The following is a 24,681-nucleotide window of genomic DNA, read 5'->3' as shown; positions in this document are numbered from 1 at the left end:
GGGTGCTCGCGCGCGGGGTGGGGGTGTTCGCGTGATGGGCGGGCGGGCGAACTCTTCCCACGCCCGCCGGAGGTCTTGCGGCGGGCACGGGAACACTCCCGGCGGCCGCTTTGGTCGTTGCCGTGGCCGCTTTGGTCGTCGCCGTGGCCGCTTTGGTTCCCGACCGGGCCGCTTTGGTCGTTGCCGTGGCCGCTTTGGTCGTCGCCGTGGCCGCTTTGGTTCCCGACCGGGACGCTTTGGTCGTCGCCGTGGCCGCTTTGGTTCCTGACCGGGACGCTTTGCTCGTCGCCGTTTTCGATTCGGACCTTGCCGTGTTCGGCGTGGACGTCGCGGAGGCGATTGGAAGTCCGCCGCACCCGAACAGAAGGATTGTCGGACGGTGGGGAGGCGCGGGAAGGGGCGATCGCGACGATCGTCGGGCGGGCGACAGGACGAGAGCGTCGTGCGCTCTGGGGCGACTCGGCGGGTGGGCGTGGTTCGGGGTGAGTCGGGTAGAGGGCGGGGAGGGCGGGGAGGGCGGGGGGGGAGAGGCCGCGTCGCGTACGCTTGGGGATGCCGAGCGATATGGGCGGGGAGAATCCGTTGTCGATGACGAGCGCGGCGTTCGCGGCGCGGTGGTCGCGTGGGCGGGGGGGGGGGCGGGGCTGGGGGGGGCGGATCGTGCATGAGGGCGCGGATGGGAAACGGGTTGGCGGGCGGGGCGGGGCGATCGCGGCGTATCGGGCGATGGTGCGCGACGGGGTGATGCGTGTGGCGACGGACGAGGGAGGGGAAGCGGGGGAGATCAGGGTCGAGCGGGCGGGAATCGTGCGGATGCTGCGCGAGGAGTCGGACGAGGGCGAGGTGGTGAAGTTCGTGCAGCGGTTGCCGGCCGATGGCGTGGACCGCGAGCGGTTCCCGCATCTGGACATCGAGTCGGTGCTGATCCCGATGATCGGGAGTTCGGGCGAGCGGACGTACACGCTGTGCGTGTCGAGCCAGGTCGGGTGCGCGATGGGGTGCGGGTTCTGCGAGACGGCGCAGATGGGGCTGATCCGGTCGCTGACCGTCGCGGAGATCGTGGGGCAGTGGCACGCGGCGGCGCACGAGGTGGGGATCCGCCCGCAGAACATCGTGTTCATGGGGATGGGGGAGCCGCTCGACAACATCGAGGCGGTGCTGGGGGCGATCGAGGTGCTGACGGATCAGGTGGGGGCGGGGATCGCGATGAGCCAGATCACGGTCTCGACGGTGGGGCGGGTGGATGGGATCCGGCGCCTGGCGGAGAAGGTGCGCGAGCCGGGGTGGCATCGGTTGGGATTGGCGTTGTCCTTGAATGCCCCCAACGACGCGGTGCGGTCTGAGTTGATGCCGGTGAATCGCAAGTGGAATCTGGCGGAAGTGCAGCGGGCGCTGCGCGAGTGGCCGGAGTTCGCGGGGAACAAGATCTGCGTGGAGTATGTGCTGATTCCCGGCGTGAACGACTCGATGGAGGCGGCGGCGGAGGTGGCGGAGTTCGTGATGCCGCTGGTGGATCGCAAGGGGAAGAGGCGGGCGATCGTGAATGTGATCCCGTACAACCCGCGGCGCGAGTCGCCCTGGCCGGCGCCGAGCGAGGAGTCGGTGACGCGGTTCCTGGAGGAGTTGTACGAGCATGGTGTGTTTGCCAAGCGGCGTCGGACGAAAGGGCGGCGGATGATGGGGGCGTGCGGGCAGTTGGGGAGCGAGGAGATCCGCCGGCGGCGACTGGTGCAGGTCAGCGTGCCGGGGGCATGAGCGGGGCGACCTCGAGTGATGGCGGCGTGAGCGTGGGATGGGCGAGGCGTCGCGCGCGCCGCCGGCGATTCATGGTGATCGCGTTGGCGGTGTGGGCGATCGCGGTGGCGGCGTCGTGGGTGGTGCAGCGGCGTTCGCCGGCGCGGGAGATCGCGCTCGAGGCGAACGAGATCGTGGTGGAGGCGCCGCTGTATCACGCGGATGGATTGGCGGCGGGGGTCTCGGCGCGGTTTGTGGTGTCGCGGTGGGGGGAGTGGGATGGAGATGGAGGAGGGGGCGGGCCGGTGGTGTTTCTGGTGCACGGCTCGCCGGGGAGTTCGCGGGACTTTGGGCGACTGGGCGAGGCGCTGGCGGGGCGGGGCTTTCGCGTGGCGGCGATCGATCTCTTTGGATATGCGGGGACGCGTCTGGAGGGCGGCGGGCGATTCCCGGTTGGCGCCCGATCGATGCGGGCGACGGCGCGGACGTGCTGGGATGTGCTGGGGGCGATGGGCGTGGAGCGGGTGAGTCTCGTCGGGTGGTCGAATGGCGGGGGCGTGGTGGTCCATATGGCCGACGCGCAAAGCGAGCGCACGGCCAGCATGACGCTGATGGCGAGCATCGGGGAGCAGAGGTTCGAAGGCTCGGGGAGTTATCGCTTCGAGCACTTCAAGTACGCGGTCGGCGAGTTGGGGTTGGGGTGGGGCGTGGAGGTGCTGCCACACTTTGGGGCGCTGGGGACGGCGGCGACTCGGACGGCGTGGCTGGACTCGTTCGACGAGTCGGACCAACGGGATCTGGGCGAGTCGATGCGGCGCGTGGGGGAGCATGGCGTGCGGACGCTCATCCTGCATGGGAAGTACGACTCGCTGGCGCCGGAGCGTTCGGCGGAGTCGGCGCACGCGTTGATTTCGACGAGCCGTCTGGTGATCCTGGAGGCGGATCACTTTCTACCGATCTTGCAGACGGCAGTGTCCGCGGCGTGGATCGATCGGGTGGCGCGCGGGGCGGAGGGTGATGGGGCGCGAACGGCGTGGGCGGGTGTTGAGGACCTGAGCGTGGCGCGGCGGGGCGTGGGGGAGTGGGTGGTGTCGGTGATGCGGCGGGTGGTGGACGCGGTGCCGTGGTGGGTGGAGGTGCTGGTGATCGCGGCAGTGTGTCTGCGTGGTCCGGTGCTCGCGGGGGTTGTGGTGTCGCTGCTCATCGGGCGGGCGTCGCTGGATCCGGCGGTGGCGGCGGTGGGCGTGATGGTGGGGCTAGTGGTGGAGAGCGTGGGATTGTGGGTGGTGGGGCGGCGTTCGGCGGGCTTGATGGACGTGTCGTGGCTGGGCTGCGTGGGGCCGAGGGTGTCGGGCGCGGATTGGCGACTGCGGATGTCTCGCGGCGTGGCGATCGAGGTGCTGCAGAGCACGTTTGAGACGCGGTCACGCCGGGCTTCGGCGGTGGGCGTGGGGCGTGCGACGGCTGGGGAACGTGATCGGGGCGGCTGGATCGTCACGGTGTGGTTGCTGGTGTGGCGACTGATGGGGAGCGTGGTTGTTGGCGGCCTCGCGATGGTCGGGGCGGTGATCGCGGTCGGCGTGTGCAAGCGACTGACGATCGAGTGGGGCGTGTGGGGGCTTTTGATTCAGGGGTTTGTGGCGGCGGGGACTGTGGGTTTGTTGGTGCACGTGGCGTCGTGGCGCGGGCGGGCGCGGATCAAGGCGTGGGTGGGGCGATTGTGGCGGCATGAGTACTGGCCGACGTGGGCGTGGTACATGCCGGTAGTGCCCTGGGCGGCGTGGCTGGCGATCCGGCATCGCGGGGCGTTGCTGCCGACGTGCTGCAATCCGGGGATCGAGCAGGGCGGCGGGATCGCCGGCGAGAGCAAGCACGCGATCGTGCAACAGTTCGTGCAGGCGGGGCATGCGGTGATGGCGTCGCGCGGACCGGGGGTGCTCACGGCGATGCTCGTGGAGGCGGATGAGTCGCTGGAGCGACGCGTGGAGTGTGCGCTCGAGGCGATTCGGACCGAGGCACGTCTGGGCGGATTTCCGGTGATCGTGAAGGCCGACAAGGGGGAGCGCGGGCACTCGGTGCGGCTGGTACGTGATGAGACGCGGCTGCGTGAGGTGCTGGGGGAGATCTCCGCGGACGTGGTGGTGCAGGCGTACCACCCGGGGCCTCACGAGTGCGGCGTGTTGTGGGTCCGGCATCCGGGGAGGCGAGAAACGGACCCGGGCGCGCTCGGGTCCATCTATGCGGTGACGCACAAGGAGTTCCCGGTTCTTGTGGGCAACGGCGTTCGCACGCTCGAGGAGTTGATTCTCACACATCCGCGATATCGGCGGCAGGCGGGTGTGTTTCTGGATCGGTTCGCGGCGGAACTGTCGCGCGTGCCCGGGGCCGGCGACGAGGTGAGGCTGGCGCAGGCCGGGAATCATGCGCAGGGGACGCTCTTTCGGGACGGGGCGCACCTGGTGACACCCGAGTTGAGTGCGGCGATCGACACGATGGTGCGCGACTTTGGCGGGCTGGACTTTGGACGCTTTGATCTTCGGTACACGAGCGTGGAGGCGCTGCGCGAGGGGCGTGAGTTCGGGATCGTGGAACTCAACGGGCTGACCTCGGAGCCGACGAATATGTACGACCCCGGGCGATCGCCGGTGTGGGCGTATGGCGTGCTACTGGGGTTGTGGGCGCGGATGTACGCGTTGGGGGCGGATCGACGTGATCGCGGCGCGCGAGCGATGGGCCTGGTGGAGATTGTGGAGGTCGTCGCGTCGCACGCGCACGGGAAGTCGCGCGGTGCGAAGTCGAGTGCGTCGGTCGCGGACTAGGACGGACGCGTGGAGGTCGAAGCCTGATCGAGGAGACGGTTGAGCGGCTCGAGGTCGTCGTTGGGGGCGATCGAGAGTCCCAGCGCGCCGGCGATCGTCGAGGCGGACTCGTCGGAAGGAAAGAAGGAGTGGCCGACGAGCCTCTGGCCTTTGGAGTCATAGAGGAAGGCGGTGAGTTTGCCGGTGTTCTCGCGTTGGATCTCGATGCGGTGCCCGCCCAGAGTGAGTTGGGCGAGGGGCTCGTTGGGGCCTGGGCCCATGGTCTCGAGGAGGAGTTGGTCGACCGTGGTTGTGAGCAACGTTTGCATGCGCTCGAGCATGGCGTCGGCGATGTCGATCGGCTGCGCGATGTCGGTGAAGGTGTCGGCGAGAAGGGCGTACTCGGCGCGGGCGGCGGCGAGAGCGGCCTCGGACTGGTGGTGGTCGATGGTGAGGAGGCGTTCAGCGATGGCGTGACGCGTGGGAGAGGCGACGCTGGGGAGCGTGTCGGGCCTGGTGCGCGCGGGTGAGGCCGCGAGTTCCACGATGCCAACGGCGTAGGCGAGACGGTGGAGGCGATGGACCGGCTCGGGGCGCGTGAGATCTCGCGGGACCTGGTGGTGGTGAGCGATGGGGAACGCGAGCAGATCGGGGAGTTTCCACATCAGCGTGAGGGCGGCGGCGACATCGGCGTGGGAGACGCCCAGGTGCTCGCGTTCCCACGCGGCACGGACGGCTGGGGAAAGATCGCGCGACTCACGCGTGGGGTAGAGGCCCGGGTAGAGTCGGGTGAGGAGCGTGACGCCGACGTCGAGGAGGAGACCGATGACGAAGGCCTCGCCCTGATAGGTCGGGTTGGAGAGTTTGGCGAGCGAGGAGGCGAGGCAGGCACGGAAGAGCGACTCGCCCCAGACCTGGCGCGTGAAGGAATCGGCGGTGCTGCCTTGGGCGGCCCTTGAGAGGTGGATGCCCAGGGCGACCGCGCGAACGCGGCCGACACCCAGGAGCATGCACGCGCGCTCGATCGTGGTGACCGAGGTACGCTGGGCGCAGAAGGCGGAGTTGGCGAGGCGAAGGAGGCGCGCGACGCAGGCAGGATCGGAGCGGAGGACGGCGGCGTATTCACGGATGCCGGCGTCGGGGTTGGACCCCAGTTCGAGGATCCGGAACGCCACGGGATCGGGCGTGGGGATCGAGAGCGTCGCGAGCCGGTCCATGAGCGAGGACGCGATGGGCGCGGGGAGGGTGGCGGTCGTGGAGTCGGCTTTGGGAGGCATCGTGTGAGTTGGGGATTGGGCGCGATGGACTGGGTGATGGAAATCACCACCACCACGAGGTCATCGGCATGGCGCGGACCTCCCCTGAGTGTGGGTTGGAATCTGGGTCTTCCGTGCGGGTTATCGGATGATCCAGTCGCTGCTGGTGGCGTCGAATGCGAGACGTGGCGTCACGGATTGAGCCGTGTGACGCTCCAGGGGCCGGTTCTGGGCGTGGAGGCGTGGAGGGTGACGGATCGTGTCCAGCGGGCACGGTCGTGGAGGCGTCCCGGGCCGCCGAGCCAGAGTTCGACGCTGGAGGCGATGAGGTGGTATCCGCCCCAGTGTGGTGGGCGCGGGATGGGGGCGTCGTTGCCCTTGGAGAGGATCTCGTCCGGGGCGAGGTTGAGTTTCTGGAGGATGCCCGGGACGCGCGCGAAGAGTTCCTCGCGGCTGGCGAGGGGCTGACTCTGGTGGCTCATCCAGGCGCTGAGGCGGCTCTCCCATGGGCGTGCGTTGAAGTACTCGTCGGAGGCCTGGGGCGAGGCCTTGATGATTGGGCCCTTGATGCGGACCTGTTGCTCGGCGTGGTCGAAGTGGAAGTTGACGCACGCGTTTGGGTAAGCCTCGAGGGCGGCGGCTTTGTCGCTGGTGTAGTTGGTGAAGAAGGTGATGCTGCCTTGGGCGATGTCGACACCGCGACAGAGGAGGATGCGGGCCGAGGGCGTGCCGTCGGGATCGACGGTTGCGACGCACATGGCGTTGGGGTTGGGCGTGTGGCGGTGGCGTTCGGCGGCGTCGAGCCAGGACTTGAAGAGAGCGAATGGGGCGGTCGGCAGCGGCGCCGGTAGAGGATGGTGGGATCGGAGGTGTTCGAGGAGGGCCTCGGGGACTGGAATGGCGGGATTGGAGGGGTTCATGGGCGGCTCCTTGGGGAGAGAAACAATGTCCCAAAGGGCATCGAGGAGAGTTGCGGAAGTAGGAGTAGACACAGGCGAGAGCCCGCGCCACGAGGGGGTGAAGGAGATGGAGTGGAATGCCCTTAGGAAAGCCTAGGACGGGGTGTGGGGAAGTTGTCGGGTGTGCGAGGGCGGGAAGCGCCTACAACCACATCTGGAGGGCCGCATGGACGCAGTGGGCGAGAGCCGTTTCAACAGGGATGGTCGTGGACGAGGGCGCGGCGGGGCGGGGCCGGGGGTTTCGGCGCAGCGACTGTTTGAGAAGGATCCGCCTCGAAGCGTCGAGGCGGAGATGTCGCTGCTGGGCTCGATGATCCTCGACCCGCGGATGATCGCGGACGTCTTGTCGCACATCAAGAGTGGCGAAGACTTCTACACCGAGGCGCACGGGCACATCTTCCGGGCGCTGGTGGAGGTGTACGACGCGCGGAGCGACGGCGACCTGGTGATGCTGCAGGACACGCTGCGGAGCAAGAACCAGTTGGAGTTGATCGGGGGGGATGATTATCTGCGGGAGTTGGCCGAGGCCGTTCCGAGCGCGGCGAACGCGAAGCACTATGCGCGGATCGTGGCGGAGAAAGCGAAGTTGCGTCGGTTGATCGACGCGGCGGGGCAGATCCTGTACGACGCGTATCACTCGGGGGATCTTGGTCCCGAGGGGGCGAAGGAGGTGCTCGACAAGGCCGAGACCATGGTCTTCGACATCGCGCAGGAGCAGGAATCGGCGGACCCGCAGAGTTTGTCGGAGTTGCTCGACGCGGAGATGCAGCGGATCGAGGCGGCGGACTTCGACGGGACGGGCGGGCAGGGGATCAAGACGAGTTACCACGAGTTGGACAAACTGCTCGCGGGGTTGCAGCCGGGCGAGTTGATCATCGTCGCGGCGCGGCCGTCGATGGGGAAGACGGCGCTGGCGCTGAACATGGCGGAGCAGATTTCCATCGGGGGCGTGCCCGTCCCCGGGGCGGCGGCGACCCGGAGCGTGCCGACGGCGATATTCAGCCTGGAAATGGGGAAGAACGCGCTCGTGCAGCGCATGCTGAGCGCGCGGTCTGGGGTCTCGTCGCAGATGCTGCGCGGCGGGCATCGGATTCCCGATGACGACTTCCGGCGGCTGCTGGAGGCGGCGGACGATCTCAAGAACGCGCCGGTGTACATCGACGACACGCCGAACCTCACGGTGCTGTCGCTGCGCGCGCGGGCGCGGCGAATGGTGGCGCAGCACGGCGTGAAGGTCATCATGATCGACTATCTCCAGTTGATGACGGCGCCGGGGGCGGCGCGCGAGAGCCGGCAGGTCGAAGTGTCGGCGATCTCGCGCGGTGTGAAGGCGCTGGCGCGCGAGTTGAACGTGCCGGTGATCTGCCTCTCGCAGTTGAACCGCGCCAGCGAGCAGCGCGAGGGGAATCGCCCGCGCATGAGCGACCTTCGCGAGTCGGGGTCGATCGAGCAGGACGCCGACGTGATCATCCTGCTTCACCGCGAGGAGTATTACCACGTCCAGAACCAGGACTGGGCGATCGAGAACCCGACGAAGGTGGGGATGGCGGAGTTGATCATCGCGAAGCAGCGTAACGGGCCGACGGGGATCGTGGAACTCAAGTGGGACAACCGGCGGACGCGGTTCATGAACTACGACGCGACGGCGATGGAGCCGCACTCGTTCGGCGGCGGCGGGATGGGCGGCTCGATTGGTGGGGGATCGATGATGGAGGCGAGACCGAGCGGGCAGGCCTCGGGATACTCGTCGCCGAGTCAGGCGGCGCAGAGTTTCGGCTCGCCGTTCGAGCCTGGGAGCGTGGCGTTCTCGCCTGGGAAGAAGACGGGGCCTGTGTCGGGGTTCCGCGATGGTGGCGGGCCGGACGCGGACGACGAGATGGGCGGCGACGACCTTGGGTTGCCGACGTAGCGGCGAGAAGAAGTAGAAGTAGTAGACACAGGCGGGACGCCTGTGCCACGAGATATTGTGTGTCGTGAGTTTTGGAGAGTCTGCTCAGCCCTCGAAGCGGGCGATGATGAGTGTGACGTTGTGCCCGCCGAAGCCGAAGGTGTTGTTCATGGCGTACTTGATGCGCCGCTCGCGGGCGTGGAGGGGGACGAGGTCGATGTCGAAGCCCTCGTCCGGCTCGTGGAGGTTGATGGTGGGGGCGATGACGCCGTCGCGAACGGCGTGGATGCAGGCGACAGTCTCGATGGCTCCAGAGGCTCCAAGGCCGTGCCCGTGCATGGATTTGGTGGAACTCATGAGGAGTTTGCCGCCGGCGGATTTGCGGGCGTGGTCCTTGAAGGTGGAGAGGACGGCGGCGACCTCGGCCTTGTCGCCCAGGGGTGTGGATGTGCCGTGGGCATTGATGTAGTCGATCTGGCCCGTGTTCAGGCGGGCGTCCATGAGCGCGAGTTTCATGGAGCGGGCGGCGCCGCGGCCTTGCTCGTCGGGCGCGGTGATGTGCCCGGCGTCGTTGCTGTTGCCGCAGCCGACGATCTCGGCGAGGATGTTCGCGCCGCGGGCCTTGGCGTGCTCGAGGGTCTCGAGGACATAGAGGGCCGAGCCTTCGGCGAGGACGAAGCCGTCGCGGTTCTTGTCGAAGGGACGGCTGGCGCCCGAGGCGTCCTTGTTGGTGCTCAGGGCCTTCATCACCATGAACGCGCCGATGCAGAGGGGCGTGCAGGCGGCCTCGGCGCCGCCGGCGAGCATGACATCGGCCCAGCCGCGTTGCAGGGCGACGACGGCGTCGCTGATCGCGTGCCCCGAACTCGCGCAGGCCGTGGCGTGGGTGGAGGCGGGTCCTTGGAGATTGAAGCGGATGGAGATGTTGCCCGCGGCGGCGTTGGCCATGAGGCGCGGGACGGTGAAGGGGCTGATGCGGTCTGGACCTTTGGCGGAGAGCGTGATGACGCCATCCTCGATGGTCTTGATGCCGCCGATTCCGGCGCCGATGACGACGCCGCAGCGTTCGGGGTCTTCCTTGGCGAAGTCGATCCCCGAGTGCTGGATGGCCTCGTGGGCGGCGCAGACGCCCAGTTGCGAGAAGCGGTCCATGCGGCGCTGCTCGCGGACGTCGATGAGGGGGGTGGGATCCCAGTCCTTGACCTGCCCGGCGACGGAGACGGTCCAGTTCTTGTACTTGGTGAAGTCGTCGCCTTCGAGGGTGGTGATGCCGGATCGGCCCTCGCGCATGCCCGCCCAGGTGTCCCTGGCGTTGAGCCCGAGGTTGGTGATGGCGCCCATGCCCGTGATGACGACCCGGCGCTCGTTGGGTTGGGCTGGGTTGAGGCTCACGGCGCGTGCGGCTCCGAGGGGAGGTGGTTGGACTCGCCCGTCAACAGGGGTCGGGCGGCGGGCCCGTGGAGACGGGTTATTCGACCCCGTGCTGGGTCTTGATGAAGTCCACCGCGTCGCCGACGGTTTTGATCTTCTCGGCCTGCTCGTCGGGGATGTCGGTCTCGAAGGCTTCCTCGAGTTCCATGACGAGTTCGACCTGATCGAGGCTGTCGGCGTTCAGATCTTCGGTGAAGCTCATGGTCCGGCTGATTTTGGCCTTGTCGTGCCCGAGTTGCTGGGCGACGATCTCGATGACCTTGGATTCGATTTCCTGTTCGGTCACAGTGATTCTCCGAAGAGGGCTCGTTGAGCCGGTGCTTGAAGGTACGTTCGGTATCTTTCCGGACGATCCTTGGTTGGAGGATATCACGCTGGGGTAGGGCGTGTCCGGAGGGTTGTGTGGTCGGGTAGAGGCTTTGGTGGGCGATGGTTCAGGTGGGGTCGTCGATCGAAGCGGCAGAAAGTGCCCGGGGAAGGTGGGTGTAGTCTGGGTCGAGCGGTGATTATAGGCGGTGACGCCGATGCGGCTTTCGTCTGTTCGAGGTGTGAGTCGGCGCGTCTCGGACCGTTTGGACCGGAATCACAGGCGGTCTGACTCGAGAACCCGAACGGGAGGTTCAGATCGGGGTCGCATCGGTCGATGGTTGGCCCACGGCACCGCCGGAGGGGCGTGGTGGGTACGCGTGGAGCGGCCCCGCTTCTGTGGTGAGAGGCCCACGGACGACAGCGGGGGAGAGCGCGGATGGGTCTCATGCCTCACGAGCCGGAAGCCTTTGCCGAACAGGTCGCGACGATGCTGCGCGAGCGTCAACCCGGGTACTCGATCGACCTGGTGGGCCCTCGCGAACTCCTGGTGAACGGGCGTCGCCTGGACCTTGAGAACCTCTTCCGGATGGTGAACCACGAGCCGGGGCGCGGGACGGAGATCGTGTCGCACTACATCGAGCAATTATTCGCGAGCGACTCGGTACAGGCGAACGCGATGACGCTGGACTTTGCGCGTCACCGGATCATGCCCCGGATCCAGCCCGAGTCGATCTTTGAGCACCTGTCGCGCGAGCAGGTGGCCCACGTGCCATTTGTCAATGACACGGTGGTTGTCTTTGTGACGGACCTCCCGAACATGACGGTGAGCATCACGACCGAGCAGATGGTGCGCTGGAAGTTGGATGTGGACGAGATGGAGGAGATCGCGCGGAAGAATCTGGACGACTACGCGCCGGATCTCGAGGTGCAACTGGTGGAGAGCAAGGAGGGGGGGCGGGCGGCGATCCTGTCGCAGCACGACGGGTACGACGCGGCCCGCCTGCTGTTGAGTGGGTTGCACGATCGGCTCGCGCCGCAACTCGGCGGTGACTTTTACGTGGCGACGCCGGCGCGGGACATGTTCGTCGCGATGTCGTCGGGGCCCGATCCGTTCCTCAAGCGGCTGCACGGGCGCGTCGAGCACGACTATCGGCGCCTGCCCTATCCGATCTGCGCGGACTTCTTCTTCGTGACGCGGGACGGCGTGGCGGGGACGAAGGCGTGGACGCCCGACCAGAGCAGCGACGCGGCCTGAGGCGCAGTTGGTGCGGAACACGTAGAGTTCGGCATGTGCGGGCGATTCACACGGGATTTCTCGTGGGCGGACCTCCATGAACTGATGCGGGTGTTTCTCCCCGACGGGGTGACGCTGTCGCCGTTCGCGGGCGGGATCGGCTCGAGTTTCAACGTGGCGCCGACGCAGCGTTCGATGCTGCTGTGTGCCGGGGATGCCGGCGGCGAGATCGCGTGCGTGCTGGCGCGGTGGGGGCTGGTGCCGGCGTGGGCGAAGGACTCGTCGATTGGCTCGCGGATGATCAACGCTCGCGGGGAGACGATCGCGGAGAAGCCGGCGTATCGCGGGGCGTTTGCGCGGCGGCGTGGCATCGTCCCGATGAGCGGGTTCTATGAGTGGGAGCGTTCGGGGATCGAGGGCGGGCGGAAGCGGCCGTGGTATCTCACGCGTGCGGACTCGAGGCCGCTGCTTGCCGCGGGGGTGTGGGAAGCGGCGCACGAGTCGATGGTTGACGGGGCGTTGCCGACGTTCTCGATCGTGACGACGTCGGCGAACGGGTTCATGTCTCGGATGCACGATCGCATGCCGGTGATCCTCGAGGCGCGAGACGCGTGGACGTGGGTGGGCGGGCCTGTGGAGGCGGCACAAAGCCTGATACGACCCGCGCCGGAGGGGGTCCTTGTGGGGCATGGTGTTCGGTCGCTTGTGAACAACCCGCGGAACGATTCGCGGGAGTTGATCGCGTGCGTGCCCGAGCGTGGGGGTGAGCCTGAGAAGGGTGGGAAGGATGAGGGCGTGGATGGGGCGCGATCGGGGTTCCTATTCTGATCGGCCATGATCACGCCTTCACCGACGACGAAGATTGATGCCGGGCTTGCACGCGGGGTGTACGAGGGGATGACCTCGTCGGTGTCGGGGCGGCCGGCGCTGTTGGTCTTTGGCGTGCCGAACACGAGTTACCAGTTGCACCTGGTGCCCAAGGGTGAGATCCGCGCGGCCAAGGGCGGGCGCCTCATCGGAACGATCCACGCGCAGGCGAGGCGGATCGATGTCGTGCAGACGGGCGGACGGTTCGTGGAGCCTGTGGCGGGGCGGCCTCGTCGCGTGCAAGGTGTCGTGGTTCGCGTTGAAGGCGGGGCGGTGGTGGTGGATGCGGGGACGGTGATCCACTGCACGCCGACGGACCCGAGGCAGGTCGCGGAGAAGTTCGAGGCGGGGCAACTGGTGAGTTTCGATGTGCTGGCGGGGGCGACCTATGTGCCGAAGGGGTAGGCATTAGGCACCAGGCATTGGGCACTGGGGGCTCGGCATTCGGCATTCGTGATTCGGCATTCGTATTCAGGTATTCGGGGTTTGCGGCGGAGGAGCCGGTCTGGCCGAAGGGTCTAGCTGGAGGTTGTCAATTTACCGGTTGACGGGGTGTGGATTTGGTGTGAGTGGATGGCGGTTTGGCCGGATTCTGTTCCCCACGGGCATGGTTTCGGATACCATGCGCGTATGGGCAATCTCAATAAAGTATTTTTAATGGGCAATCTCACGCGTGATGTTGAACTTCGTTCAACATCTGGGAGCAATCAAGTTGCTCGGATTGGCTTGGCTGTGAACCGGCACTGGACTAGTCCTGACGGTGAGAAGAAAGAAGAAACAACATTCGTCGACTGCGAAGCTTGGGGTCGCACGGCTGAGAATATCGCGAGGTTTTTCTCAAAGGGCCGCCCCATATTCATCGAGGGGCGCCTCAAACTCGATCAATGGCAGGACAAGGACTCCGGACAGAACCGATCAAAAATGTTGGTTGTTGTCGAGAGTTTTCAGTTCGTCGACAGCAAAGGCGGCGGCGGTGGGGGAGGCGAAGGTGGTGGCGGCGGCGGGAACTACTCGTCGGCGCCTCGGCAGGCTTCACGGTCGGCCTCGGGGACTGGTTCCGGGCGGCCTGCGCCGGCGCATGAGCCTGAGCCGGATGACATTCCGTTTTGAGAAGTCGTTGGAGTTGGTCCAGTAGAACGGGTAGTCACAGGCGGGATGCTTGTGCCACGAGATTGTGTAGATCGTTCTCTGGGTTGGACTTAGATCGCACGCGTGGGACGGGCGGCCTCGGGGTCGATCGCCTACACTTTCCGTTCACATCTCACCCCCGTTGGGGTCGGTTCGACGTGGTGTCGCTCTCCGGCTCCTCACTTTCCCCGCCTAGCCAATATCGCGGGAGACAAGGACAGCATCATGGCCAAGACCGTCAAACTTCTGCTCACCGAGTCCGTCGATAGCTTGGGCATCGTCGGCGATGTGGTCGGCGTTCGTCTCGGGTACGCCCGGAACTTCCTCCTGCCGCGTGGCTTGGCGACGACGCCCAGCGACGAGTTGATCCAGCAACTCGCGTCGAAGCGGGCCGAGGCGCAGAAGCAGCTCGCGCTCCTCCGCAAGCAGCGCGAGGACATGGTCAAGAAGATCGAGGGGATCTCGATCGAGTTGATCCGCTCGTGCAACGATCAGGGCATCCTGTACGGCGGCGTGACGCAGCAGGAACTCGCGACGGTGCTGACCGAGAAGGGCTACAAGGTCAAGCCGCGTGAGATCCGCATCAACGAGACGATCAAGCGCCTCGGGACGTACGACATCCACGTGAAACTCGACTCGGACCTCGACGCGACGCTGAAACTGAAGATCAATCCTGATCGCGAACTGGATCTGGACGAGGAGAAGCCCGAGGCGGCGGCGAGCGAGCACTCTCCGGCCGAGGGCGCGGCTCCGGCGGAGAACGCCGAGGGCGGCGAGAAGAAGGCCCGCAAGCCGCGGGCGAAGGCCGAGACCGCGCAGTAACTCGCTGGCTTCACTTCTGATGGAATGTCCAAGCACGACACAGGCCCCGGCAGTTTGCTGGGGCCTGTTTCATTGGCGGTGAAGAGTTGGTGTGCTGGATCTCAGCCGCGCCAGGCGACGCCGAGATGCCACGCGAGCCAGACGGCGACGCCGGCGTAGACACCCGCGAAAAGGTCGTCGATGAGGATCCCCCAGCCGCCTGGGACGCGCTGGAGCGAGCGGGCCGGCCAGGGTTTCAGGATGTCGAAGATGCGGAAGGCGAAGAACGACAGGACAATCGTGAAGATCGCGGCGCGCACGTCCTGCATCGCGGCGGTGGGGAGCATGAGGAGGGTGACGGCCTGGCCGGCGGTCTCGTCGGCGACGACCTGGCCCGGGTCTTTCTTTCCGAATCGTGCCTCGGCGAAGTCGCCGTCGCGCACGCACGCCCAGGAGAAGACGACGGCGATGAGGACCATGGCGGCGTCGAAGAACGCGCGGTGATCGGCGGGCCCGAGGCCGACCGCCACGAGAATGAGGGCGAGGACGATGGGCGGGAGCGAGCCCCACGTCCCCGAGGCGGGGCGCATGTGTCCCAGGCCGAAGGTGGTGATGAGGCGGAGTGGCCGCCGCTGGAAGGGATCGATCGCCATGAAGCTCCTGGGTGTGCTCGCGGCATGGAGGGGATGGCCCAGCCGCGAGAGCATCAGGGTAGACGCGCCGGTGTCGAGGTCGACTGGCGTTGGGCGATCGTGGGCGTGATCAGCACCCCTCGCCGAATCGGACGAGGTAGTAGAGCAGGTCGTCGATGGTGACACCGGCGTCGGGTGTGCCTGTGCCGCTGCCATCATCCACGTCGGCGGCGATGGACCCCTGGGCGAAAATATCCAGGTAGTAGAGGAGGTCGTCGATGGTGACACCGCCATCGGGTGTTCCTGTGCCCGAGCCGTCGTCGGTGTCGGCGATGCAGGAGTTCGATTCGCAGGAATCGGGGATGCCGTTGGCGTTGGTGTCGGGCGCGGGAGTGACGGGAACGATCTTGAAGATCGAGCCAGCGCCGGCGGTGGTGGACCAGTTGCAGGCGTAGATCTCGCCGTAGAAGTCCTCGCCGAAGGAGACGAAGGTGCCTGGGATTGGGAGCGTCGCGGTGCGTTCGACGTACGCGGTGACGGTGTCGTTCACGTATCGGAACGAGAAGATCTTTCGATTCCAGTCGCCGAAGAAGTAGGTGCCTTGGAGATCGGGCATGGCGCAGCCGCGGTAGACGTACCCGCCGATGATGGCGGTGCCGACGGCGTGGGTGTACTCGTAGGTCGGGCCTAGCGAGGGCGGAAGTGTTGCGGGGCAGCCGGCGTATCCGGTCGCAAAGGTACCCTCGCGGCAGCGCCAGCCGAGGAATCCGCCGTTGGTGGTTGGCGGGATCACGGTGACTTCTTCGCGTGCCGATTGCCCGACGTCGCCGATCCAGAGATCGTGCGTCTCGCGATCAAAGGAGCATCGCCAGGCGTTGCGCAGGCCATAGACCCAGATCTCGGGCTGGAATCCGGCTTCGCCAACATGCGGATTGGTCGCGGGGATCTGGTAGTGCTTGTTGGCGTCGGCGGGGAAGCCGTCGTCGTCGGTTGTGCCGGGGATTCCGTCGGGGCCATTGAGGTCGAGGCGGAGAATCTTGCCCATGAGGACGTTGGTGTTGGAGGCGTTGTTTTGCGGATCGGTCTCGCCGCCGTCGCCCGTGGGGATGTAGAGATACCCCGCGGGATCGAAGTCCATCCACCCCGAGCGGTGCTGCTTGACGGTGTACGGAATCCGCAGGATCTGCTGGAAGGAGTTGGGGTCGGCGACATTGGGATCGACCGAGACTCGGAAACGTGCGATGACCGTGTCGGCGAGGCTAGAGGTGCCGACGGTGTAGTTGAGATAGAAGTAGCCGTTGTTCTGGTAGTCGGGGTGGAAGGCGATGCCGAGGAGTCCGTACTCGAGCACATAGCCATCGGAGCCGGTGAGGCGTGCGCCGACGTCGATGAAGGGCGTGGGCTGCATGACGCCATTGACCATGACCTTGACCTTGCCACGCTGCTCGACGATGAAGAGCCGCGAGGGGTCGTTGGGGGCGTGGGTGACGAAGATGGGTTGGGTCAGCCCGGTGGCGACGCTCTGGAATCGGATGGGCGGGTCGACGGCGAGGGCGCGGAAAGTAAAGACGACAACACCGAGCACGGCTCCGATGTATGCGCAGCGTCGAATGTTCATGATGTGGGCTCGCCGAAAAAAGTTGCCCCCGCGAGCAGCCGGATATCAACGTACAGGAAACGACTCGGAAGGTCAACAGGAGACTGCCCCGCGAACGCAATGAGGCTACTGACGCCCGAAAATCTGCATCGCCCTGTGGAGATAGGGAATCCCGCTCAGAATCGTGACGCCCACGGTGAGCCAGACGGCGATGTCGATGACCCAGCGCCCCCAGGTGCCCGGGGTGATTCTGGTGAACCCGAGGACCAGAAGGATCAGGGGGATGACGCAGGCCTGGAGGATCATCTTGGCCTTGCCCGACCAGGTGGCGGAGAAGTCGTGCCCCTGGGATTCGGCGACGGCGCGGATGGAGGTGACGAGGAGTTCGCGCCCGAGGATGACGACGACCATCCAGGTGTGGACGCCGCTGACGTGGAGCATCTCGAGGCCGCCCTCACCGTCGGCGATGGGCGTGCCGAAGGTCGGGCCGGCGAGCATGATGAACCCGCCGACGACGAGGACCTTGTCGGCGAAGGGGTCCATGATGCGGCCGAAGGCGGAGACGACCTTCCAGCGCCGTGCGAGCGGGCCATCGATTGCGTCGGTGACGGCGGCCAGACCAAAGAGTGCGGCGGCGACGAGATACGCGATCAGGGGATGACGCGGGGAGACGACGAGTTCGCGGGCGGGATAGTTCCAGACGGCCAACAGGGTGAAGAAGGCGATGGCGATGAGCAACCTCATGCCGGTCAAGGCGTTGGGGAACCATCGTCGCCAGCCAAGGGTTGCTGGAGCGGGAACTGTCGAGGCAGCCGCGTGCGTCATCGCACCCAGAGCGTAGCGGCACGCGTGCCCAAAGCCGACGTTGGTGCGGCGTTGGTTGGTTGAAGATCGGGTCAGCGGGCACTATCCTCAGGGCCTTATGGGGTGCCGCGCCGGATCGAACGGGCGAACACTCCCATGGCTCTTGACCCTGATCGGTGGCGTGTGCCCCGATCGGAGGTCCTTCCGACCGCTCTATCCGCATGGAATCGCCCGAGTGAGCGACCTGATCCAACCGATTCTGCTGTACGCCTGCGTCGCGCTCGGGGCCGTGGGCGTGCTGATGTCGCTTCCGCGAAAGGGCCCGAACCCGCAGGTGCTGGGCGCGCTCCTGGCTGGGGCGGCGGCGGGGATCGTCTTTATCGTGCTGGGCATGAACGCCAAGCACGCGGCGGATGCGGCTCCCGGGAACTCTGTGGGGCTCACCAATCCGTTCTTCTACGTCTTCGCGTTGCTCGGGTGCGGGTCGGCACTGCGGATGATCACGCACCAGCGGCCCGTCTATGCGGCGATGTGGTTCATCATGACCGTACTCTCGACCGCCGGCATCCTCGTGCTGCTATCGGCGGAGTTCATGGCGGCGGCACTGGTGATCGTGTACGCCGGGGCGATCCTCATCACGTACCTCTTCGTGATCATGCTCGCGACACAAGCGCCGGCCGAGGGCGAGGATGAGGTGCTCGCGGAGTATGACACGGTGGCCCGCGAGCCGATCGCGGCGACCATTGCCGGCTTTGTCGTACTCGCAGTGCTGACGACGCTGCTCTTCCGAGGCATTCCGAAACTTCCCGAGGCGACGCCACGGGCGGTCTCGTCGCAACTCGTGGACATGCCGCGGAAGGTTGACCGGATTCTCGAGGCGCACGGGCTGCTTCAGGCCGGCGATCGTGCTGTGATGGGACCGAGCGGCGAGTTCCTGACGATCGTGAAGGCCGACCAGAGCGAGCGGGTCTTGGCACGGAACGAGTGGCCCGAGGACCTGCGTCTGACCAACGTCGAGCAGGTCGGGTTCAACCTGCTGCGCGACCACCCCGGCTCGATCGAGATCGCCGGCGTGATCTTGCTCATGGCGATGCTCGGCGCGGTGGTCCTGTCGCGCAAGCAGGTGCAGATCGACGAGGATCGCAAACTCCACGAATCGCGCCGGTTGAGTGACGCGGCCGAGCGGGTCGAGGGGGCGATGTCATGATGACAACCGCGATGTCGACTACGTCCTCCACGCTCGCGCAGTTGGCGTACCCGGCCTTTGTGTCGCACCCGACGCTGGCGCACTATCTCTTCCTGTCGGCGGTGCTCTTCACGCTGGGGCTGATCGGATTCCTGACCCGGCGCAACCTCATCATCATGTTCCTGTGCACGGAGTTGATGTTCCAGGCCGCAGGGATCGCGCTCGTCGCGTTCGGGCGGTACCACCTGGACATGAACGGGCAGACGTTCCTGATCTTCGTGCTGACGATCGCCGCAGCGGAGGCGGCGATGGCGTTGGCGCTCGTGGTGCTGCTCTTCCGCCGGAACGAGTCGTTGTCTGCCGAGGAATGGTCCGACCTGAAGGGGTGAGTTTTTCGCCGATCTCGATCGACGCCGCCATGCTTGACGCTCTCCACCAAACCTTGTCCCACGTCGTACCGTCCTTCGCCGGCATGACCAGCGCGACGCCTGGTGCTGGCGATGCCGAGCACGCGGCCTTGGGTCTCTCGAGCGGCCTTGTGCTGGCGATCGTGGGCCTGCCCATGCTCGCCTTTGTGCTCAACGCGATCTTTGCGGCGATGCGCGTCAAATCGAAACTCCCGGCGTACATGACGGTCGCGTGCCTCGCGCTCGCGTTCGTCTGCACCGCGGCAACCTTTTTCACGGCGAACGGGCACGGCTGGAGTGGCGGCGAGGGACATGGAGCCTCGTTCCAGGTCGTTCAGGCCTTTCGCTGGCTCGATATCAAGACCTCGGACACGTCGTCGTTCGTCGCGAACTTCTCGTTCTACATGGATTCGTTGAGCGTCCTGTGGATGCTCTTTGTGACCGGGCTGGCGACGCTGATTGCACTCTACGCAAGCGAGTACATGTCGCACGATGTCGGCAGCGGATACAACCGGTTTTTCGCCGCGTTCAGCCTCTTCGTCTTCTCGATGGCCTGCCTGGTGATGGCGGACAACCTCGTCCTGCTCTACCTCGGCTGGGAGGGCGTGGGCCTCTGCTCGTACCTGCTCATCGGCTACTTCTACAAGAAGCCGGCGGCGGTGGCGGCGGCGAAGAAGGCCTTCATCGTCAACCGCATCGGCGATCTCTTCCTGGCGCTCGGCATCATGCTGACGTTTGTCCACTTCGGGAGCGTCGAGTACAGCGTCGTCTTCGAGAAGGCCGCGGTGTACTTGGACGCCCTCAAGGCCGGAAGACTGGGCGATATCCCGATGATCGCGAAGATCATCCCGCTGCTCTTCATTGGCGGGGCCTTCGGCAAGTCGGCGCAGTTGCCTCTGTACGTGTGGCTCCCCGACGCGATGGAAGGCCCGACGCCGGTCTCGGCGCTGATCCATGCCGCCACGATGGTGACGGCCGGGGTGTACCTCGTCGCGCGGATGTTCCCGTTCTTCCTGCTCTCGGAGACGGCCCTGCCGATCGTGGCGTGGGTCGGGGCGCTCACGGCCCTCTTCAGCGCGACGATCGGGATGGCCCAGTTCGACATCAAGCGCATCATGGCCTATTCGACGGTATCCCAACTCGGGTACATGTTCGCCGGGCTGGCGGTGCTCTCGACAGCGGGCGGCGTGTCGCACGTCGTCACTCACGCGTTCTTCAAGGCACTGCTCTTCCTCTGCTGCGGCGCGGTGATGCACGGCTTTGGGGGGCAACTCGACCTGCGCAAGTTGTCGGGCGTGATGAAGATGCCCGGGTGGCGGATCGTGGGCGTGGGCATGCTCGTGGGGTGCCTCAATCTCGCGGGGTTCCCCTTCACGGCCGGGTTCTTCTCCAAGGACATGATCCTCGCCGAGGCGTTCGTCACGCCCGGGATGTCGATGGTCGGGTGGATCCTTGTGCTGACGGCCGGGCTCACCGCGTACTACACCTTCCGCGTCTTCTTCCGTGTCTTCATGGGACCCGTGCAGTTCGAGATGGGCGATGAGGGACACGGGAGCGACGCCGCCCACGCCGACGACCACGGCCATGATCATGGCCACGACCAAGGGCATTCACACAGTGCCGATCACGCGCACGATCACGGGCATCACGACGCCCATCCCCACGCGCCGGGCTGGGCGATCAATTCCGTCCTCGCGACGCTCGCCATCCTGGCGATCGCGGCTATGGGGTTGTTCTTTGTCGGTGGGAAGCACGGCGCGATCGCGTCGCTCGTGGAGCATTCCACGGCCCAGTTCGCCTCGCCGTTCGCCCACCATGAGGCCGGCGCGGGCGAGCACGTCGCCGACGCCCACGCGGCCCTGAGCGTTGTGCCGAACTTCGTCGCGCATCCCCACGAGGCCCACGCAGGCACGATCTTCGGGATGGACCCGCACAAGGCGATGTACTTCGTCTCGGGCGTGGTCGGGGCGTTGGGCATCGCGATCGCGTTCGTCCTCCACTTCCTCGGGCGCACGACCGCGGCGACGGCGAACGCCGACAGATTGCTCCCCATGCTTGGTTCGATCCCACGCTGGGCGCAGCACAAGTGGTACGTGGACGAGTTCTATGACTTCCTGATTCGCAAGCCGATCCTCGTGCTCGCGCACATCTTCCACTTCATCGATCGCATGTTCGTCGATGGGCTGGTGAACCTCGCGGGAATCCTGCCCCGCCTCACCGGGAACGCCATCCGTCCCAGCCAGTCGGGCGTGCTCCACGGCTATGCCCTAGGCATGGCGGGTGGCATCGCGATGATTCTGGCCATTGTTCTTGTCGTCGCCTGGAACTAGTCACACGAAGCACACACCTCCATGATTCTTCTCTGGCTCATCCTGCTCCCCATCGTCGCCGCGATCGTCGTCGCTCTCGGGCCGTCGCGTCAGGCGAGGCCGATCGCGCTCTTCACGACGCTGGCGGCGCTCCTGGGCGGCGCGTACGCGTTGTTCACGTTTGATTATGCCAACAGCGCCGATTTCCAGTTCGCGGTGCAGGTGCCGTGGCTGAAGCAACTCGGTGTGACGCTCTCGGTGGGGGCGGATGCCGTCTCGCTTTTCCTGATCGCGCTCACGGTGCTGCTCGGGCCGATCTGCGTGCTGGCCTCGACCACCGCGATCACGACGCGCGAGCGGACGTACTACGCTTGGTTCCTCGTGCTGCAGGGAGCCGTCACGGGCGTGTTCGCGGCCCGCGATCTGGTCTTCTTCTACGTCTGCTTCGAGTTCACGCTGATCCCCATGTTCATCCTGATCAGCCTCTTCGGCTCGACGAATCGCAGGAAGGCCGCGATCAAGTTCTTCCTGTACACATTCACCGGCTCGATCATCACGCTCGCGGGCCTGGCGTACGTCGCCTGGTGCCACGTGGACATGGGCAACACGCTCACGTTCGACATCAAGACGCTCGAGGCGACGAGCGCCGCGCTTCCCGCCGCGATCCAGGGGTGGGTGATGCTCGCCCTCCTGCTGGGCTTCGCGGTGAAGGTGCCGCTCTTTCCGTTCCACACGTGGCTCCCTCTGGCGCACACCGAGGCGCCGACGGTCGGCTCGGTGGTGCTCGCGGGCGTGCTGCTGAAACTCGGGACATATGGCATCTTCCGCTTTGTGCTCCCGTTCACGCCCCTGGCCGTGCAGGAGCACGCGCCCCTGCTCGCGGCGGCGTGCATCGTCGGCATCCTCTACGGCGGCCTGATCTGCTGGGTGCAGACCGACGTCAAGAAACTCGTGGCCTACTCGTCGGTCGCCCACCTGGGCTTCTGCATGCTCGGCCTCTTCGCGATGAACAACGTCGGGCTGCAAGGCTCGGTGCTCTACATGATCAACCACGGGCTCTCCACCGGAGCCCTCTTCCTCCTCATCGGGATGATGTACGAGCGTTACCACACGCGCTCGATGAAGGAACTCGGCGGGCTGGCCACCAAGATGCCCGTGTGGGCGACGTTCATGGTCTTCTTCACCATGGCGAGCGTCGGCCTTCCCGGGCTGAACGGCTTCGTGAGCGAGTTCTTCTGCCTGCAGGGCGCGTTCAGCGCCTCGAGCGCGTGGGGGTCGGGTGAGTGGGGGTCGTTGGGGGCGGCCATCCCCGGCGCGACGCTCGGCTCGCTGGGCCCGTGGTACGCCGCGATCGCCGGCATCGGCATGATCGTCGCGGCGATGTACCTGCTCCTGATGCTGGGGAAGGTGGTGTGGGGCAAACTGCTCGAGCCGCACGCGCATCACGCCACGGATCATCACGATGAGCACGCACTCCCGGCGGATTTGACGCGTCGCGAGATCGGCCTGCTCATCCCGCTCGCGGTCCTGTGCGTGGTGCTGGGCGTCTATCCCTCGCTCATCACCGACCCGCTCGAGGCCCCGATCACGCAGACGGTGAAGGCCCTGGGCCAGGCCCGCAATGCCGCGCTCGCCGAGAGCAAGTCCACCGACGCTCCCGCCCCGCGTTCGTCCACGAATCACACCCCGGCGGCGACGGAAACCTCCTCACCCCTCGCCTCGCTCGCCGAGGAACTCCACCCATGATCGATCGTCTCGCCTATCTCTATCCCGAGATCATCCTCTTCGTGACGACGTGCGCGGTGATGGTGGTGGGGCTGTCGAAATCGGCGGCGTCGCGACGAGCCACGCCGTTCATCGCCGGCCTGGGTCTGGTCGTCTCGGCGATCTCGGCGTACACCACGACGCCCGTGGGCGAGGTCGTGAACGCCTCGATGGGCCAGACGATGCTCCCCTCGCTCGCGATGTACTCCAAGGTGATGATCGCGCTGGTGGCGCTCCTGCTGCTCGCCCTCGCCGCCGGAACGGTCGATCGACACGAGGAGGATCTCGTCGCCTCGGGCAAGGCGTCCTTCAATCCGCTCCGCACCAACCGGGCGGAGTTCTACGCGTTCTTCCTCTTCTCGATCACGGGCCTCATGCTCTGCGCCTCGGCCGATGATCTCATCTGGCTCTTCCTCGCCCTCGAACTCACGAGCCTTCCGACCTACATCATGGTGACGATCTCCTCGTCGCGAGATCGCGCGAAGGAAGCGGGCGTCAAGTACTTCTTCCTCGGCGCGCTCGGCGCCGCGGTCTTCCTCTATGGCTTCGCCCTCATCTATGGCGGCACCGGCTCCACGAAACTCAACGCCATCCACGAGGCGATCTCGACCGGCGGCCTCAACGCGATCACGCTCGCGGGCGTGATGCTGGCGCTCGTCGGGTTCGCCTTCAAGATCGCCGCCGTCCCGATGCATTTCTACACCGCCGATGTATACGAGGGCGCCGCTGCCCCGGTCTCGGCCTTCCTCGCGTTCGTTCCCAAGACCGCCGGATTTCTCGCGATCATCCTCCTCTGCGCCACCATCGGGTGGACGGGCCACGAGGGCGTGGACCACGGCCTGCCCGTCGCCGTCCGCGTTGTGCTCTGGGTCATCGCCGCCCTCACCATGACCGTCGGCAACGTCCTCGCGATCCTGCAGTCCTCGGTGAAACGGATCCTCGCGTACTCCTCCGTCGCCCACTCGGGCTACATGCTCGTGGGCGTCATCGCCGGCCCCGGCGATGGCTCTTTCTCACGCAACGGCATCGCCGCGGTCCTCTTTTATCTCGCGGCATACGGCGTGATGAACGTCGGCGCCTTCGCCGTCGTCGCCGCACTCGAGAAGTCCCCCGATCGCGACAGCAAGGGCGAGCCTCGCGAGATCGATCGCGTGGAGGATCTCCGCGGCCTCTGCTCGTCGCACCCGCTGCTTGGCTGGACGATGGTCCTCTCGAGCCTGAGCCTTCTGGGCTTCCCGCCGCTGCTTGGCTTCTGGGGCAAGTTGCCGCTGTTTACGTCGGCGATCAGCGCGCGCGAGATCACCCTCGTCATCGTGCTCGGCCTGAACTCCGCGATCGCCGCGTTCTACTACCTGCGCCTCATGAGCGCCCCCCTGCTCGAGGCGGCGACGCCCACGCAGGACGCTCTCGCCCGCTCGCCCTTCCAGGCTCGTCGCGTCGCGGCGGCCATCTCCGCGGTGGGCGTGATCGTGCTCGCCGTCTTCGCCGGACGGATCATGTCCGCCAGTGAGTCCGCAGCGTCGCTGCGAGACTCCTCGCGCCCCACGGCCCAGGCCGACTAAGCAAGGCTCCAAAGC

20 protein-coding genes are annotated in these 24,681 nt (G+C 66.3%); 13 read left to right on the top strand and 7 right to left on the bottom strand.

The genetic code is table 11. The annotated features are described in order from the left end of the window. Positions 1 to 552: 552 nt before the first annotated feature. A complete protein-coding gene (locus IPK69_04590) occupies positions 553 to 1,755 on the top strand; it encodes a 23S rRNA (adenine(2503)-C(2))-methyltransferase RlmN (GenBank protein ID QQS09905.1) in 1,203 nt (400 codons plus the stop codon). Continuing rightward, positions 1,752 to 4,553, top strand: coding sequence for an alpha/beta fold hydrolase (locus tag IPK69_04585; GenBank protein ID QQS09904.1), 2,802 nt, complete (start codon positions 1,752 to 1,754; stop codon positions 4,551 to 4,553). Before IPK69_04590 ends, IPK69_04585 begins: the two co-directional genes overlap by 4 nt. Here IPK69_04585 and IPK69_04580 read toward each other — a convergent pair. Continuing rightward, on the bottom strand, positions 4,550 to 5,809 hold the full coding sequence (locus IPK69_04580; protein ID QQS09903.1) for an HDOD domain-containing protein: 1,260 nt from the start codon (positions 5,807 to 5,809) through the stop codon (positions 4,550 to 4,552). The genes IPK69_04585 and IPK69_04580 overlap by 4 nt on opposite strands. 170 nt (positions 5,810 to 5,979) lie before the next feature. Beyond that, positions 5,980 to 6,708 (bottom strand): pyridoxamine 5'-phosphate oxidase, encoded by a 729-nt coding sequence (gene pdxH, locus IPK69_04575; protein QQS09902.1) that lies wholly within the window; start codon positions 6,706 to 6,708, stop codon positions 5,980 to 5,982. Between the two features lie 205 nt (positions 6,709 to 6,913). Here pdxH and dnaB point away from each other — a divergent pair, with 205 nt between their 5' ends. Then, complete coding sequence (gene dnaB / locus IPK69_04570) at positions 6,914 to 8,656, top strand: replicative DNA helicase (GenBank protein ID QQS09901.1); 1,743 nt, start codon at positions 6,914 to 6,916, stop codon at positions 8,654 to 8,656. An 84-nt stretch (positions 8,657 to 8,740) separates the two neighbouring features. Here the strand turns inward: dnaB and fabF are convergent, their stop codons facing one another. Together fabF and acpP are read right to left on the bottom strand one after the other, a co-directional pair. Beyond that, positions 8,741 to 9,976: a beta-ketoacyl-ACP synthase II gene (fabF, locus tag IPK69_04565; GenBank protein QQS10418.1), complete on the bottom strand. Its 1,236-nt coding sequence runs from the start codon at positions 9,974 to 9,976 to the stop codon at positions 8,741 to 8,743. Between the two features lie 127 nt (positions 9,977 to 10,103). Further along, positions 10,104 to 10,352: an acyl carrier protein gene (gene acpP / locus IPK69_04560; protein QQS09900.1), complete on the bottom strand. Its 249-nt coding sequence runs from the start codon at positions 10,350 to 10,352 to the stop codon at positions 10,104 to 10,106. A 468-nt stretch (positions 10,353 to 10,820) separates the two neighbouring features. Here acpP and IPK69_04555 point away from each other — a divergent pair, with 468 nt between their 5' ends. The 5 genes from IPK69_04555 (at position 10,821) to rplI (ending at position 14,426) form a co-directional block, all read left to right on the top strand. After that, positions 10,821 to 11,630 (top strand): DUF1444 family protein, encoded by an 810-nt coding sequence (locus IPK69_04555; GenBank protein ID QQS09899.1) that lies wholly within the window; start codon positions 10,821 to 10,823, stop codon positions 11,628 to 11,630. A 33-nt stretch (positions 11,631 to 11,663) separates the two neighbouring features. After that, complete coding sequence (locus tag IPK69_04550; GenBank protein QQS09898.1) at positions 11,664 to 12,437, top strand: SOS response-associated peptidase; 774 nt, start codon at positions 11,664 to 11,666, stop codon at positions 12,435 to 12,437. A gap of 6 nt (positions 12,438 to 12,443) precedes the next feature. Continuing rightward, complete coding sequence (locus IPK69_04545) at positions 12,444 to 12,881, top strand: hypothetical protein (GenBank protein ID QQS09897.1); 438 nt, start codon at positions 12,444 to 12,446, stop codon at positions 12,879 to 12,881. 225 nt (positions 12,882 to 13,106) lie between these two features. Further along, complete coding sequence (ssb, locus tag IPK69_04540; protein ID QQS09896.1) at positions 13,107 to 13,586, top strand: single-stranded DNA-binding protein; 480 nt, start codon at positions 13,107 to 13,109, stop codon at positions 13,584 to 13,586. A 243-nt stretch (positions 13,587 to 13,829) separates the two neighbouring features. Further along, entirely contained in the window at positions 13,830 to 14,426 is a 597-nt protein-coding gene (gene rplI / locus IPK69_04535; GenBank protein QQS09895.1) for a 50S ribosomal protein L9, read from the top strand. A 101-nt stretch (positions 14,427 to 14,527) separates the two neighbouring features. Here the strand turns inward: rplI and IPK69_04530 are convergent, their stop codons facing one another. The 3 genes from IPK69_04530 to IPK69_04520 form a co-directional block, all read right to left on the bottom strand. After that, entirely contained in the window at positions 14,528 to 15,058 is a 531-nt protein-coding gene (locus IPK69_04530; protein ID QQS09894.1) for a phosphatidylglycerophosphatase A, read from the bottom strand. A gap of 109 nt (positions 15,059 to 15,167) precedes the next feature. Then, positions 15,168 to 16,655 (bottom strand): PQQ-dependent sugar dehydrogenase, encoded by a 1,488-nt coding sequence (locus tag IPK69_04525; protein ID QQS09893.1) that lies wholly within the window; start codon positions 16,653 to 16,655, stop codon positions 15,168 to 15,170. A 105-nt stretch (positions 16,656 to 16,760) separates the two neighbouring features. Beyond that, positions 16,761 to 17,459, bottom strand: coding sequence for a CDP-alcohol phosphatidyltransferase family protein (locus IPK69_04520; protein QQS09892.1), 699 nt, complete (start codon positions 17,457 to 17,459; stop codon positions 16,761 to 16,763). A 214-nt stretch (positions 17,460 to 17,673) separates the two neighbouring features. On the opposite strand from IPK69_04520, the gene IPK69_04515 reads away from it, so the two are divergent. Genes IPK69_04515 through IPK69_04495 form a run of 5 tightly spaced genes read left to right on the top strand, consistent with a single transcriptional unit; the run spans position 17,674 to position 24,666 of the window. Beyond that, a complete protein-coding gene (locus IPK69_04515) occupies positions 17,674 to 18,645 on the top strand; it encodes an NADH-quinone oxidoreductase subunit J (GenBank protein ID QQS09891.1) in 972 nt (323 codons plus the stop codon). Positions 18,646 to 18,656: 11 nt separating this feature from the next. Continuing rightward, a complete protein-coding gene (gene nuoK / locus IPK69_04510) occupies positions 18,657 to 19,013 on the top strand; it encodes an NADH-quinone oxidoreductase subunit NuoK (protein ID QQS09890.1) in 357 nt (118 codons plus the stop codon). A 53-nt stretch (positions 19,014 to 19,066) separates the two neighbouring features. Continuing rightward, positions 19,067 to 21,361, top strand: a complete 2,295-nt coding sequence (nuoL, locus tag IPK69_04505; protein ID QQS09889.1) for an NADH-quinone oxidoreductase subunit L — start codon at positions 19,067 to 19,069, stop codon at positions 21,359 to 21,361. A 21-nt stretch (positions 21,362 to 21,382) separates the two neighbouring features. Then, positions 21,383 to 23,086 carry an NADH-quinone oxidoreductase subunit M gene (locus IPK69_04500; protein ID QQS09888.1) on the top strand — a complete coding sequence of 568 codons (1,704 nt, stop codon included), beginning with the start codon at positions 21,383 to 21,385 and terminating at the stop codon, positions 23,084 to 23,086. Next, complete coding sequence (locus IPK69_04495) at positions 23,083 to 24,666, top strand: NADH-quinone oxidoreductase subunit N (protein QQS09887.1); 1,584 nt, start codon at positions 23,083 to 23,085, stop codon at positions 24,664 to 24,666. The genes IPK69_04500 and IPK69_04495 overlap by 4 nt, the downstream gene beginning before the upstream one ends. Positions 24,667 to 24,681 lie beyond the last annotated feature (15 nt).

It is taken from the genome of Phycisphaerales bacterium, from assembly GCA_016699835.1.
Taxonomy (GTDB): domain Bacteria; phylum Planctomycetota; class Phycisphaerae; order Phycisphaerales; family UBA1924.
This window is presented reverse-complemented; position numbering and strand designations above follow the sequence as displayed.